Origin of the sequence: Thermosyntropha lipolytica DSM 11003 (assembly GCF_900129805.1) — a bacterium.
Lineage (GTDB): Bacteria > Bacillota > Syntrophomonadia > Syntrophomonadales > Syntrophomonadaceae > Thermosyntropha > Thermosyntropha lipolytica.
The window spans coordinates 1-15,221 of the sequence record NZ_FQWY01000026.1; the positions used below are offsets into that span (position 1 = coordinate 1).

General features: G+C 40.3%; 11 protein-coding genes and 2 pseudogenes. 3 read left to right on the forward strand and 10 right to left on the reverse strand.

Going from position 1 to position 15,221, the window contains the following annotated elements; translation table 11 throughout:
• The 3 genes and pseudogenes from BUB92_RS11820 to BUB92_RS07695 all read right to left on the reverse strand — a co-directional run.
• Positions 1-339, reverse strand: a pseudogene (locus BUB92_RS11820) (IS4 family transposase); the annotation flags it as partial.
• A 7-nt stretch (positions 340-346) separates the two neighbouring features.
• On the reverse strand, positions 347-730 hold the full coding sequence (locus tag BUB92_RS07690; protein WP_073092418.1) for a hypothetical protein: 384 nt from the start codon (positions 728-730) through the stop codon (positions 347-349).
• Positions 731-812: 82 nt separating this feature from the next.
• Positions 813-1,640 (reverse strand): hypothetical protein, encoded by an 828-nt coding sequence (locus tag BUB92_RS07695; protein WP_073092421.1) that lies wholly within the window; start codon positions 1,638-1,640, stop codon positions 813-815.
• 612 nt (positions 1,641-2,252) lie between these two features.
• Here BUB92_RS07695 and BUB92_RS11825 point away from each other — a divergent pair.
• Positions 2,253-2,538: pseudogene (locus BUB92_RS11825) on the forward strand (IS1634 family transposase); the annotation flags it as partial.
• A 177-nt stretch (positions 2,539-2,715) separates the two neighbouring features.
• Here BUB92_RS11825 and BUB92_RS11245 read toward each other — a convergent pair.
• From BUB92_RS11245 to BUB92_RS07730, 6 genes are all read right to left on the reverse strand, one after another.
• Entirely contained in the window at positions 2,716-6,237 is a 3,522-nt protein-coding gene (locus tag BUB92_RS11245; RefSeq protein ID WP_159432320.1) for a glycoside hydrolase family 130 protein, read from the reverse strand.
• A 124-nt stretch (positions 6,238-6,361) separates the two neighbouring features.
• Positions 6,362-8,149, reverse strand: a complete 1,788-nt coding sequence (gene pepF, locus BUB92_RS07710) for an oligoendopeptidase F (RefSeq protein ID WP_073092427.1) — start codon at positions 8,147-8,149, stop codon at positions 6,362-6,364.
• Between the two features lie 138 nt (positions 8,150-8,287).
• Entirely contained in the window at positions 8,288-10,210 is a 1,923-nt protein-coding gene (locus BUB92_RS07715) for a TRAP transporter permease (RefSeq protein ID WP_073092430.1), read from the reverse strand.
• A complete protein-coding gene (locus BUB92_RS07720) occupies positions 10,207-10,740 on the reverse strand; it encodes a DUF1850 domain-containing protein (protein ID WP_073092433.1) in 534 nt (177 codons plus the stop codon). The genes BUB92_RS07715 and BUB92_RS07720 overlap by 4 nt, the downstream gene beginning before the upstream one ends.
• Positions 10,741-10,762: 22 nt before the next feature.
• The gene (locus tag BUB92_RS07725) at positions 10,763-11,716 is read right to left on the reverse strand and encodes a TAXI family TRAP transporter solute-binding subunit (protein ID WP_084728408.1); all 954 of its coding nucleotides are present in this window, start codon (positions 11,714-11,716) and stop codon (positions 10,763-10,765) included.
• Positions 11,717-11,929: 213 nt separating this feature from the next.
• Positions 11,930-12,664 carry a TIGR00266 family protein gene (locus BUB92_RS07730; protein WP_073092436.1) on the reverse strand — a complete coding sequence of 245 codons (735 nt, stop codon included), beginning with the start codon at positions 12,662-12,664 and terminating at the stop codon, positions 11,930-11,932.
• A gap of 104 nt (positions 12,665-12,768) precedes the next feature.
• Here BUB92_RS07730 and BUB92_RS07735 point away from each other — a divergent pair, with 104 nt between their 5' ends.
• Together BUB92_RS07735 and BUB92_RS07740 are read left to right on the forward strand one after the other, a co-directional pair.
• Complete coding sequence (locus BUB92_RS07735) at positions 12,769-13,269, forward strand: NUDIX hydrolase (protein WP_073092439.1); 501 nt, start codon at positions 12,769-12,771, stop codon at positions 13,267-13,269.
• A gap of 32 nt (positions 13,270-13,301) precedes the next feature.
• Entirely contained in the window at positions 13,302-13,892 is a 591-nt protein-coding gene (locus BUB92_RS07740; RefSeq protein WP_073092442.1) for a DUF502 domain-containing protein, read from the forward strand.
• 138 nt (positions 13,893-14,030) lie between these two features.
• Here the strand turns inward: BUB92_RS07740 and BUB92_RS07745 are convergent, their stop codons facing one another.
• Entirely contained in the window at positions 14,031-15,035 is a 1,005-nt protein-coding gene (locus BUB92_RS07745) for an LCP family protein (protein WP_073092445.1), read from the reverse strand.
• Between the last annotated feature and the right edge of the window lie 186 nt (positions 15,036-15,221).

Below are 15,221 nucleotides of genomic sequence, written 5' to 3' on the forward strand. Positions count from 1 at the left end.
AAAAAGCAAAAGATACCGTATGGCAGTCTGGTAGTCAATATCCTGTACCTCATCGCATAACAAATAGAATATTTCTCCGGAACTACGTGAATCCTAGTTGTTACGTCGTTCCCATTCCAGCAAAATATATCTGGTAAAAACAATGGTTGTATGGGCTATGAGCATATCGTAATTTCTGCCCTGGAATTCGGAGCCTAGTTTTAGCAGTGATTTGGCACTTTTGAAAAATACTTCGATACTCAATCTCATGCCGTAAATACGAATGATTTCCTGGTCTTCGAGCGTTGTATCGGTAGTTAGTATTGACAGCCATTCACGCTTGTTGTTACGGTTCTGAATAATTTACTTATTCGCGTTTAAATAAATACCTGGGACCTTCGAGCCAATCGCCAATCTTTTTCCAAATCCCCTTATATTTATCTGGAAAAAGATTGCGAATAACAAAAGGCAACCAAAAGAAGAATGGAAAAATAATAATAATAAAAATAATTATACATAATAAACCAAAAACTATTGACTCGCTTACAACCCGAGCAGTATTCCCTACAATAATACCTGTTACAACAAACAAAAGCATACATGCATAATATCTAGTTTTTAATAAGTCAGGTATAAACTTTAAAAAACCTCTATAATACCGTGAATTTACATCTTTAAGATGAAAAGGTAAAAGTAGAACAAAAGCAAACACCAATAAGAAAATACTATTGACAATCAAAATATTAAACATTAACAATCTACCTCCCTGTATACAAATAAGATAATTATTTAATGTGTAACGCTATGTTTAGCGTTACACATTAAATAAACTATTATGGACAATATCCCATATTGCTACACAATTTGGGGCAATCAATTGCACCAACAAAACCGTAACAAAGAGCTATCCATACTGCGTTGCAAATACCTTCACAAACCAAATTTACATTACATAGTAGTAAACACCTTGCAAAAGCACTCAATCCACAACCTAGGGACGCAACTATTCCACATGCATGTGTACACCATGAGCAATTATTTGAAAGTAGTTGAAAATCTCCTGTAGAATTCAACTCAACTGATTTGCTATAACTAATAGCGTTTTCTGCATATGGACCTTCAATCCAAGTTGTTCTTACACCTTTATCGGCGTTAATTTTTAGATGTTGCACTACTCCAATCATCGGGATAGAGTCTTCTTTATTATCGACAATTTCTACTACAGATGTGTTGTATATTTTTTTGTCAATTACATCATAGACTACAATTTTTTGTGAGTTTTCAAACACTAGTGCACCCACTAAGATATCTCCATTGACATTTGCATATTTGATATTAATACTATTCTCCTTGCCTGCATAAAGTGAAACAGTTTGTGCAGTTAGTTCACCTATCTTAATTTCATGAGACTCGCCTAGATTTATCGATGCATTAGGTCCTATAAGTATTTCCATTAGTTCTTGTACTTGACTATTAGCCAAAGCCTCTGCAACTAATTCTTCATGCTGTATTCCTTTAATTTCAATAGATTGTATTTCGTTGTTTCCGCGATAGATCTCAGATAATCCAACGCCAATCGCTGCAGGTGTTACAGCTATAATAAAACAAAGAACTACTACAAGGAGGGTTCTTATAGGATTAGTTTTAAGTTGATTAACCATAATAATCTCCCTTTCTGTAATTTAGCTTTCAAAAAAAATAAACTTATATGAATTTACGAAATACTTAATCTTAGGTTTAAAAAGCTCTTTATACCTTATCTACATCCTTCCATTAATATAGCGCGCGCATATATTAATTATATATATAATATATTAGAATGCAACATTTTTTTCCACTCCCGGGAGATTTTTGTATTACTACCAGGTCTCTTTTCTTTATCTTTAAACTTTTTTCCTTCCTTCTTCTTTTCTTCTTCATACTCCCTTTTGCCTACTAAAATTTTATACACTCTTTCCACTTATTAGCACATAATGTACATATACATATATATAATGTACTTAAGTTACTCCTGTGTTTATCAGTTAATCACCAAAAACAGCTAAAGAAAGCTGACGAAGGCCTAAAAATAGGCATCGCATTTTAAAAAATCTAAAACCTATCTTTGTTCAATATGAATGTCGATATAGTGTTTTATGATGTAACTGCCTTTCATTTTGAGAATATAAATAAAGATGATTTAAGGGACTTTGGATTCAGCAAAGCGAACAAGGTAAATGAAGTGCAGGTAGTAATGGGATTGCTGATTGATAGTAAAGGAAAGATAATGGTTGCGGATAATGAAAAGCGCATTAGAAGTAAGACCGATATTTCACTGGACCAGGAAAAGGATAAAAGGACATTTTGTAATATGTTTTCTGGCCTTTTTACTGGAAAGGACATTGGAGTTCAAGTTAAGAAAAAAAGGAATAAATGTTAGTGCTGAGAAGATAAAGGAAGCCCTAAACTCTTTAAATTTCATGGAACTGGAGGTAAACGATGAAAAAATTTTTGATAAAAATGCGACCAGATGATATAGCCAATCATATTTTAAGGGTTTTAAGAATTGCTCTCACTTAGAATATTTTATCCATGGAATAAACTGGAGATTTTGCCTGGTAAAACAGGTGTGGGTACAATTTGTACATTTTTATTTTTTAAGTTTGCCTGTTTTCAGGCTTTTTTAAGGGGTTAACTGATAAAGTCAGGAAAAAAGCAGCCCTTACAAGCTGCTTTTGCAAACGGCAAATATTTTTATTAATACTCTTTTCTGAAACCTTCCGGAATAAGATCTGCCAGTTTTCCGGTAGCCACCCCTATGCTCGTATCAGCTGCTCCGTAATAGACCAGGATTTCGTCATCATCTTCGAGTATTTCTTTGTCTTCGGCCGGTACTGCTCCACAGGTAAAGACTACATTGGGAACCCAGGCTCCATCCAGCCCCACCTCATAATCTTTTTCCGGCTCCAGAATAGGATTAAGGGAACGGTACAGTATCCTGCCTGGATTTTCCATATCTGCCAGCAGGACTCCCAGCCGGTATATATAATTGTGGTCAACCCCGTGGTAAATAAGCAGCCAGCCATATTTAGTCTTGAGCGGCTGAGCACCAGCACCTATTTTTAAGGAATCCCACATGCGCCCCGGCCTTGGCCCGGCAATTATGGCATGTTTCTCTTTTATAGGAAATTTAAGCTCATCGGTATAGGTTACCCATATACTAGGCTCAATACGGTGATAAATAACATACTTGCCTTTTATCTTTTCCGGCCAGATAATAGCATCTTTATCCCATATATTAGTAAAGGCCAGGCCTTCTCTTTTCCAGGCGGTATATTTCCCTTTTTCAAAATCGCTCAGTTTTATGGAAGCACAGGCTACCTGGGCAATATTTCCATCATAAGCCGTATAAAGCATAATGATCTTATCTCCCATTATAATTACCCGCGGATCTTCACATCCCATCTTCTCTTCCGGAATAGCCGGCGAAAATATCGGACGGGGAAGTCTTTCGATAACATCAAATCCATCGGTGATTGCCAATCCTATATGGGAAACATTATCTTCACCTACCGCCCGGTAGAAAAGATAAACTTTGTCCCTTATGCGTAAGGCCCCCGGATTCAAGACATATTTGGATTCCCAGCTGTGTTCTTTTATAGGTTCCAGAATCGGATTTTTTTCATATCTCTTAAGATATCTGCTCGGCTCGTTAGTAATCTCCTGCACCACTACGGTTACATCTTTAGGCCTGGTAGGCAGCAGGGTATCTAAAAGATTATGGCTGCTTCTTCCCTGCTGAATTAAACGATAAACTATATCTTTTATTTCCCCCGCATTATACCCCAGTTCCTGGTACAAAACTTCCAAAAACTCATGATTAAACCAGCGGCTCTCCACACTGGTAGTAAAGGGGGTAGGGATTTTAAGCCCTCCTTTAAAGCTGTATCCGGCCCAGCTCCAGGCGGTACAGCTTAAAAAGGTACCGTCCTCCAGAACCTGGCTCAAACCATACCCATCAGCCATAAGCTCAAAAAGCCGGGCCTTTTCTTCTTCCCCTTCCTCTCTCAATTTATCTGCCAGATTCCTTATCCTATTGACTAGCCGGCGGTGCTGATAATTTTCAAAAATATGATAAGCGGAAAAATCTTCACCTTTAGCCAGGGGAATAAGCGAATTTTTCAGCTTTTCTCCCATATTTTTTCTCTGTTTAACAATAAGGGCAAATAATTCATCATAACTTTCGGCTAGGGCTAGCCGGCGCAAAATACTGGTAAAATAACGCAAACGCGGATATTTACCTCCTCTTTCCTCAGGCAGTTTTCTTACGGCTATCCTTGCTGTTATCCGGTTAAGGTAGCTTATTTTATGCCCGCTAAGGCCGCCCCCCTGTACAATATCATCTTTTAAAACTAGAGGTTTAACCTTTACTTTACCAAAACTCTCCGGCCTTATGTTTTCCACCAGCCATAAAAGGTCTCTATCTGTATAACTCCAGCTTTCAATAAGATTGGCATAAGTTACAGCATCGCGCACATCCATATTCTCTATCAAATCCTGGGGTTTGTAAAAACCTAATGGTATCATAAGGTTTAAAGGCGGGAAACGCATAACCATTTCCCTTAACATCTCATCATTTATGGTCAGCATTTCCTGGGGAAACATTTCCATAATCTTATTTATGAAATCATTTAGCCCTTCTTCTGTATCCAATCTTCCCGGGAAGAGCTCTTCCAAAGCTTTTTCCAGCCTGGACATGAAGCTTTCTACCGCACTGATGATAAGACTAGGAGATAAATCTCCCTTTATTCCCAGGCCATCACTTAAAAAGCGATTAAATCTCTCCTCATATACTTTGCGCAAATGCCGAAAAATAGCATCGGTATTAACTATTCTCTCATCTTTGCCGGTTATAGTTTTAGGAACTACAATCGGTTTGTTAGGCACATACTCCATATATCCTAGAGGTATAATGGGCGGCTTGTGCTGTTCTTTTAATTCCAGCCAGCGCCGGTTAAAATGAGGTTTTATCTCTTTTAATCTCTCCGCTAGAACCCCTCTTATTTCATCTGCTTTATGACCTAAAAATTTTCTTCTCTCATCTTTCTCTAGGTTTTTAAGTTCTTCCGCAAAAAACTGCAGTTTTTTTATAAAATTAACCCCATAAGCAGTATAACAGGCAGTTAAAATGCTTATTATTTCATCAGTATCTCCATTTTCAGCAAACGAATATAAAAGCATAAGTTCAGTAAGCACATATGCCCATCTTGCTTCATCCATTTCTTCCCCATGTCTTAACAACCTTTTTACTTCGGTGGGATACACCGGCTTTAGAGTCGTTAAACGGTTTTTCTCTTCCTGATAGCCGTTTTCCAAGGCCTCCCGCATGCGTGGCAACAAATCGGTATAAAAAAGGCTTCTTTTGCCCTTTAAGCTATATTTGCCGCTATCTACCTTTCTGGTAACCAGACGGTCTTTAAGCCATACTGCACTATCTCTTTTTATCGCAGCAAGTAAAGTTTTCAAATTCTCTTCTACCATCCTGCTGTCAGCAGTAAAACTAAAGCTCCGTTCTGCTTTTAAATCAACCAGGCAGATATTTTTATTCCAGCATAAAGCCCTGCTTAAAAGCCAAAAATCTATCCCTTCCCCGCTTATTACCTCTCCCCAGAAACGCGCTTCATGAGCCAGCTCCTCAATAAAATCATGCGCCAGGGCATAAATTCCTCCCCAGGGGTTTTCCAAATATAAACCATAAAAGGCTTCTAAAACCGGCGCTACTAAAAGAAGATGCAAAAGCTCTTTATCTATATCGGCTTTAAAATCCCCTAAAACTATATCGTAATCATTCTGTACCGGAAATATAAACTGATCTATTCCCAAATAACCTTTATCATTAAGCAGACCCAGAGCTTCAGGGGAAAAGAACAGGAGATCAGCGTGAATAAACTTGCCCATCTCCAGAAGCGCTCTTACCTTCATCCCTCTACCCTGTATGCCTTCCGGCAGGTAGTATACAAGATAGGGATGATGCAGCTTAAACCTTTCAAAATCGGTTTCTTCATCTTTTCCGCCTTCACCTATACATACGATAAGCTGCCTTTTGCCCATCCATTTTAAAAGAAGCTTATCCACTTTTTTGAGCATTTCCGGAAGGTCGTTATCTCCTGGGGTAAAAAGAACCCCTATCAACAGGTCATAGTTTTTAAAATTTTCTAGATTGCTGTAAAAACGGCGCAAACTCCGCTCCAGCTCATCTTCCCGCATTAAACAGGCCACCACTTTAACCTCCTTTAACCCATCCATTCATAGTATAGTTATGCTCAGTTAAAGCAGATTATATTAGTGTTATAAAAACAAATCAGGCTGTTCTGGTCTTAACCTACCAGAACAGCCTTTCTTCCTATTTCACCAGCTTTTCCATCTCTTCTACCAGGGAAGCGAAATAGTTAAGCGCTTTTTCTATCGGCTCCGGGGTAGTAAGATCAACCCCGGCTCGTTTAAGTATATTAAGAGGATAATCAGAACCTCCTGCTTTAAGAAATTCCATATATCTCTCTACAGCTTCCCTTCCCCCCTCTTTTATATCTTCTTTTATCGCCGTGGCAGCAGAAAAGCCGGTGGCATATTTATAAACATAAAATGCTGAATAGAAGTGAGGAATTCTTGCCCATTCCAGGGATATTTCATCATCTAAAACTACTTCATCACCATAATAGAAGCGGTTAAGCTCCCGGTAAATCTTGCAGAACTCGTCTACGGTAACCGGCTCTCCCTTTTCTACCTTTTCATGCACTATCTTTTCAAATTCGGCAAACATAGTCTGCCGGTAGACAGTGCCCCGGAATTCTTCCAGGTAATGATTTATGAGATACAGTTTTTCTTTTTCGTCATTAGTATTCTTAAGCATATAATCTAAAAGCAGCGACTCATTTACCGTAGATGCCACCTCGGCCAGAAGAATGGGATACTGGCTGTAAACATAAGGCTGATTAGTATTGGAATAATAGCTGTGCAGGGCATGTCCCATCTCATGAGCCAGGGTGAAAACATCATCCAGCCGGTTATCATAATTAAGCAAAACATAAGGATGGCTGTCATAACAGCCCCAGGAATAAGCTCCCCCGGTTTTTCCTTCATTTTCATAGACATCTATCCAGCCGTTTTCCATACCCTTCTTCAGCTGGTTAACATAATCATCGCCCAAAACTTTTAAGCCTTCCAGCACCAGCTCCTTCGCCTTATTATAGTCATACTCCTTTTTATATTCTTTAACCAGGGGAACATATAAGTCATACATATGGAGTTCATCTACACCCAAAACCTTTTTGCGCAAGGCAATATATTTATGCAAAGCACCTATATGCTTGTGTACGGTAGCGATAAGGTTTTCATAGACTTCGACCTTCACATTATCCCCATCCAGAGAGGCTTCCAGGGCCGAAGAATATTGGCGCACCCGGGCATAAAAAATATCCCGCTTTATAGAGGAATTCAAAGTAGCTCCCAGGGTATTTTTAAGCTTAGCATAAGAACTGTAAAGAGCCTTAAATGCCTCCTTTCTTACCTCCCGGTCAGGGCTTTCCATAAAACGCCCGAAATTGGCTTTAGTTAGCTCTACCTCTTTTCCTTCTTCATCTTTTATTACCGGGAATTTTATATCCGCATTGTTAAGCATATTAAAAATCTGAGAAGGAGCTGTAGAAAGGTCGGCGGTCATAGCCAGAATCTTTTCTTCGTTAGCAGACAGGATATGTTCCTTTTTGCGCCTCAGTTCGTCAAAATAATGCTTATAAAGAGCAAGCTCCGGTTCCTCTAAAAACTTATCCAGCACCTCATCAGGAATATCCATCATTTCCGGAATCATGAAGGAAAGCTGGCTGTTGACCTTGACTCCCAGCATTTCTGCCTTATCGCATAACACCTGGGAAGAAGATAAAGTATTATCTTCATCCCGCTTCATGCGGGCATAAACATAAAGCTTTTCCCCCCGCCTCTCAATCTCTTCACTGAGCTTTATGGCCTCATAAAGTTCCCGGGCCGAAGAACCCAGTTTTCCTTTATATTTTTCCATTTCGCCTAAAAGCCTTTCTACTTTGGAATAATCATCATACCAGGCTTTTTCATCCGGATAGATATCGGAAAGTTTCCACTTATACTCTTCACCTATATCCTGCCTTTTTTTCGGCATTTTTTCGCCTCCTCACATGCAGACTTTCCCTAATATTATAAAACACCTCTCATGCTAGTATCTACCAAAAACCAGAGCCTGATACTACTCTAAACATAAAAACAGAGCCGGGATCATTCATTTCCCGGCTTTTAAACATCATTTTTTTGACAGGCGAATCCTTTGCAGCATATAAGCGAAAACCATAATTATGAGCCCTACCAAATCAGTATAGAGCCCGGGGCTTATCATTAAAAGCCCACCTATAAAGAACATAATCCGGTCATAAAACCTGCCATAGGTAATAAAATACCCGGAAACAGCAGCAGCTATTCCCACCATTCCTACCACAGCTGTAATCACGACTAAAAGTACTTGCGAAAGATGCGCATCTATCATAAGAAGTACAGGAGACATCACAAATATATACGGCACAATAAAGGCCGCTATGGCCAGTTTAGCCGCATTTATACCTGTTTTCATAGGATTGCTGCGCGCAATGCCAGAACCGGCAAAAGCAGCTAAAGCTACCGGCGGAGTTACATCAGCAATAATCCCAAAATAAAAAGCAAACATATGAGCAGCCAAAATCGGCACTCCAAGTCCGATAACAGCAGGAGCTGCAATAGTGGAAGTAATTACATAGTTAGCAGTAGTTGGCACTCCCATACCCAGAAGAATAGAGGTTATCATGGTAAAAAACAAAGTTAAAAGCAAATTGCCGTTAGCCAAATCAATCAGGGCTGAACCAAGCTTTAATCCCAGCCCGGTTTTAGTAACTACTCCAATTATTATACCTGCGGTAGCACAGGCTATTATAACCCCTAATGCACTTCTGGCTCCATCTTCCAAACCTTTTATAATATCCCTTACGGATATGCGGGTAGACTTTCGGATCATAGCTGTTATTATAGTCAAAGCTATTGCCCACAGGGCTGCCTTCATAGGCGAAAAGCCTTTTACGAGAAGATAAATAATAGCTATAAGAGGAATAGCTAAATGTCCGCGTTCTTTTAAAACCATGCCTATTCTGGGCAGCTGGTCTCTAGGTATTCCTTCCATACCGCTCTTCCTGGCTTCAAAATGAACCCCCAGCATTATGCCGGTAAAATAAAGCAAAGCCGGTATAACAGCCGCCTTCACTATTTCTATATAAGGCATCCCTACAAATTCCGCCATAAGAAAAGCAGCCGCACCCATTATAGGGGGCATAAGCTGTCCTCCTGTGGAGGCTGCCGCCTCTACCGCACCAGCAAATTCCGGCTTATACCCCAGCTTTTTCATCATAGGTATGGTAAGGCTTCCCGTACCGGCTACATTAGCCACCGAGCTTCCTGAAATAGTTCCCATAAACCCACTTGATATTACTGATACCTTGGCCGGTCCCCCTCTGGCCCATCCGGCCACCGCATTGGCCAGATCTATAAAAAACTGGCCCAGACCGGTTTTTTCAAGATAGGAGGCAAAAAGTATAAAAAGAAATATAAAAGTCGAGGAAACTCCTAAAGGTATCCCGAAAATTCCTTCGGTAGTAAAGTAAAGATGCTCCACCAGCTGGGTAAGGTTTACCCCTCTATGGGCAAATACTCCCGGTATATAAGGCCCTGCATAGGCATAAATTACAAATATAACTGCTATAGTCACAATCGGCCAGCCTACTACCCGGCGGGCTGCTTCTAAAACCAGCAAAACCCCTAATGTTCCTACTGCTATATCTAAAGGTGTAGCCATACCTGCCCTGGTAACCAGTTCCTGATAGAAAAACACAATATAAAGAGGGGCTAAAGCAGCAACTACTGCCAAAATTCCATCAATCAAATGCAAATGTTCTCTAGACCATGATTTACGGGCCGGATAGAGCAAAAAAACTAGTGCCATAGCAAAAGAAAGATGAACTGCTCTCTGCAATATGGCATCTAAAGTTCCGAATATTCCGGTATATATATGAAAAAGAGAAAAACTTATGGCAATAACGGCAATTACCAGCCTAAAAAACCCGTTATAGCGGCGATAATCAGACTCCCGGTCATATTTAGCCAAAAACTCATCCACATTAAAGCCTGCGCCATCTTTAGCTTTCATTCTCCCGCCTCCTTTCCTGCTTGCCAGTTTCTATATAAAATGGCAGCCAAACTTTTCTTTTCTATTTTCAAGGTTAGTAGTTCACCTGGATGACAATAATTTTCAAACCTATACTTTTTATCTTTATAAATCAGGGCTTGCCTGGCTATCGGCATAAAACCCCAAGTGATTTTCTCATACTTACGGTTCAAATTTTCAATTCTGAAAACTCCATTTTCTTCAATAAATTCTCCTTCTTCTTCCATAAAAGGTAAACCTACACCTAAAGACTGATAAGTAGTAGAAGTCAATAAAATTACATTTCCCGGTGCAGGGACAAAATGCTCCTGCACCGGGGTTTTCTGTACTGAGTGTAAATACTCATAAGTAAAAGATTTTTCCTTAAGCAGGGGAAAAAGCAAAACTTCATCCCCTCTTTCAGCTGTTAAAACCAGGGTGGGCACGGGATAAAAAAGAATTATAGCTATAACTATAAAACTTATAAACAGACCAGCCTTTATACCTATATTCTGCCACCTGATATTTTTCATATAACCTCATCTAGCTTAAAAATTACTCTTGAAAAAACTTTTCCGCTCCTTTATGCATGGGTATGGATAATCCTTCCCTGGCTTTTTCTTTGGTTATAGTCCTGCCTACAGGATGGGCAGCTGCCAGGCGGTCTAAATTGTTAAAAATAGCCTTGGTAATATCATAAGCTAAACTCTCATCCATCTTATCTGTTGCCACCAGCATAGCCATTACCGCAATAGATTCTACATCCTTGTCCTGTTTCGGATAAGTCCCGGCCGGGATAACTACTTTAGTATAGAAAGGATATTCTTTCAAAAGGCTTTCCTGAGCTTTTCCTTCTACCGGCAGCAGAACTATATCATGCTGAGCAGATATATCCTGCACCGCCGCGGTAGGAAACCCTGCCGTCAAGAAAGCAGCATCAATATTGCCATCTTTTAAGCTGTTGGCGGCCTCAGCAAAAGATAAGTATTTAACATTAATATCATCATAAGTTATACCATATGCCTTAAGTATCTGGCGGGCATTAGCCTCAACCCCACTTCCGGCAGCTCCTACTGCTACGGTTTTACCCTTCAAATCTGCTATGCTTTGTATACCAGTTTTCTTTAAAGTAACTACCTGGCAAGTTTCCGGATATAAACTGGCTATTGCCCTAAGTCCCTCAACCTGGTTGCCTTCAAACATTTCTATACCATTAGCAGCATAATAAGCAATATCGTTTTGAATAAAAGCCAGATCAGCATCCCCACTGTTAAGCTGATTAACATTAGCAACTGATGCTCCAGTTGATGCTGCAGTTGCATTCATGCCTTCAATATTACTGTTAAGTATTTCCGCAATAGCTCCCCCTAAAGGATAATAAGTCCCTGCGGTTCCACCCGTAGCAATGGTTAAAAACTTCCTGTCTGCTTTAGAGCCACAACCGGCTACAACCGCCACAAGAGCTACGGTGAGCAGTAAAACTAAACCTTTTTTCCACAAACTTTTCACTTAAAAAATCCCTCCTTACTTTGCCTGCTATCCGTACTTTAAACACAACACGACATAATTATACTTTATTTCTTTCATCTATCAAATCACTTTTTCTTACCAAAACGACAAAAAAAAATAAATATTTCATCACTTGTCTAGAGGTCATTATTCTCTTATTTCTGGATATTAAAAAGCTTCGCCTTAAAAACAGCAAAAGCTCCAGGGGTCCCTCTAGTCAAAATTTATACTTATACCTCTTTTTTCATCCTTGTTTCCCCACCTGGCCGCAGAAACAATACGATCTGCTAAACGGGAGAAAGGCAGGCTCTGTATATAAACTATCCCCGGGCCTTCCAAACGGGCCAGAAAAAGGCCTTCTCCCCCAAACAGAGCATTTTTAAAACCACCTATAAACTGGATATCATAATCTACCGAAGGAGAAAAAGCAGTGAGACATCCGGTATCCAGCTTCAACACTTCTCCCCGCCCAAGTTCTCGCTTAATTATAGTTCCTCCAGCATGAATAAAAACCATCCCATCTCCTCTTATTCTCTGCAGAATAAAACCTTCTCCCCCAAAAAGTCCTGCTCCCAACCTCTTCGTAAAAGCAATATCAATATCTACCCCTTTGGCCGCACACAGAAAAGCATCTTTCTGGCACAAGATCTCCCCCCTAAAATCTTTAAGATCAACAGGAATGATCTTGCCCGGATAAGGTGCACCAAAGGCTACTCTTTGCTTAGTCTTGCCTTCATTCAGGAAAGTAGTAATAAAAAAGCTTTCCCCGGTAAGCATCCGCTTAAAACCTTTAAAAATGCCGCCATCCACCCCGGTCTGCATCCTTATACCCTCATCCATATATATCATAGCCCCGGCTTCTGCCCTTACTCCTTCTCCTGGATCCAGTTCTACTTCTACTATCTGCATATCATCACCATATATGGTATAATCAATCACGTCAGCCATACTCTCTTCCCCTTTCTAGTTTGATAAACTTTGATTATAATATATATTTAAGCTTAGCTTAACTTATGGGGAAAAAATACTAGATCTTAACAGGAAGTGAAAAAATGGATAAATACAGATACTGCCCTTTATGTGCCAGCCCTCTTATGTGGGGTATGCGCTACGGTCGCAGACGCCAATACTGTCCCAGCTGCCAGTTTATCAACTACGAAAACCCCTTGCCCACAACCGTAGCCCTGGCTGAAACCAACCGCCAAATACTCCTCATAAAAAGGGGGATTGAGCCTCTAAAAGGCATATGGACCCTTCCCTCAGGCTTTGTGGAAACGGGTGAGACTCCAGAACAAGCCTGCTTAAGAGAACTTAAAGAAGAAACTAATATGGATGGGGTGATAAAAGAATTGATAGGGGTGTTTCACAGCTTAACCCCTATGTACGGTGATATTATAAGCATTGTTTATTATATAAAACTTTCTCCCGGCATCCCTAAAGCAGGGGATGATGCCGAAGGGGTAGCTTTAGTAAACATCGAGGAAATAGATGATCTAGGTTTTAAATCTTTCAATCAGGCCTTCTCCATCTTCAAGCAAAAATATTTTTCTTAAAGAAACACCGCACACAGGCAGGAGGTAAACCTATGAAAAAGCTGGCATCTCTTTTTCTGGCTGGACTGGCCACTCTTCTTCCTATAGTAATATCAATTTATTTTACATACTGGATTTTTTCCACTATTGACAGCATACTGGCTCCAGTTATAATCCACTATCTAGGCCGCACTATTCCCGGCCTGGGCTTTATAATCACTATTACCCTGGTAACCCTGGTCGGACTTATTTCTACCAATATCGCCGGTAAAAAAATCATCGCCTGGTGGGAAGAAATCCTGGTAAAAATACCCCTATTAGGCAAAGTATATGGGACTACCAAACGAATAACCAGCTCCTTTTTTTCCAAAGAAAAAAGCTCTTTCAGCAAGGTAGCCCTTATCGAGTTTCCCCGTCCCGGCATATACTCTCTGGCATTTGTTACTAATGACCAGTTCCCTTTTATGGAAAACGATGTATATACCTTGTTTATTCCTACTACCCCCAACCCTACTTCCGGCTGGTTTGTAATTATGCCCAAGGAACAGGTTAAAATCCTGGATATAAGCATTGATCGGGGCATAGAAATGGTAATATCGGCTGGAATGGTGAATGGTGATAATAAATTTAACCAGGCTTTTTAACCTTTTCCATAACCATCATCCCAGCAGGTAAGCAATCTATAAGTTTAATTAATATGCTTAAAAATAACTTTAAATAACTTAAGCCTTACCAACAAAAAAGAGCCTTTATATTGGCCCTTTAGAGCTTTAATCAATTATTTAAGGTTGCAAATCTGCATCCGGCTTAAAAACATCGCTTGCTTGTTCACCCGCACCGGCCTGCATATTATTATCCACAGGCAGATTATCTCCACTGCTTTCCCCTTCGGGAACAAATAAATCTTTTCTCTGTTCTCCATTAAGGTCCTGATTAAGGGACGAATAATTTTCAGCAGGATGGGAAACAGGGGTATACCGATTGCTTCCTCCTCCCTTCCAGTTAGGAGGATCTTTAGCTACTTCATAAGTCTTGCCATTAAATAAATCATCAATTATTCCTTTAGCTATCTCCCGGTCAGCTTCCCAGTAGCTAGCCCCTGTTTTGGGATCAGTAAAAGAATAACCGGGCAAAGTCTGGGTTACTATATTAGCCGGGTCAAAGCTTTTCGCCATTTTGGCCATACGCATGGCTTCCCTCAAAGGGATATTAGTACGCACATTTTCCATAAGTTCTGGCACCAAACCCGGCAGTTTTAATATATTGCCTCCGCTAAACATCTGTTCCGCCAAAGCTTTAATAAACTTCTGCTGTCTGGCGGTACGTCCTATGTCGGCAGTAGGCCCACCCCGGTAACGTACATAGCCCAGGGCCTCTTGTCCGCTTAGCACCTGTTCACCTTGGGATAAATTTATACTTAAAGCAGGATCCGGATCATAGTGGTACATATCGGTTTCCACATCAATCTTTACTCCGCCTAAAGCGTCAATTATCCTGGCAAAGCCGGTAAAATTAACAATCACATAATACTTTACCTCACAGTTTAAGAGTTCTCCCACCGTCCTGCACGCTGCCTCCGGCCCCTTAAGCAGATTCACACTGTTTATCTTGGCTGAAACCCCGGGTTTTACCTCTATCCTGGTATCTCTGGGTATCCATATCAAAACTGCCCGCCGGGACTGTTTATCAATACTGGCCAGAATCATAGTATCACTGCGGGAGTTAAGCTCTGTCTTTCTCGCATCAATACCCATTATAAGCACATTAACCCGGTTTTTTCCCAGCAAACCCTGGCTATCATCCGGGTTAAAAAATCTAATTTTCAGCTGGTTGCCTATTAAACATCCCGTCCCAAAGGTGAGAGCAAAAACTACGGCCAGCGTTATTAAAAATCTCAGCTTGTACCTAATTCTTCCTCACCAGCTTTCCTATTTTTGATACACCGAAATTTATTTTAGCAGCATAAAGCCAAA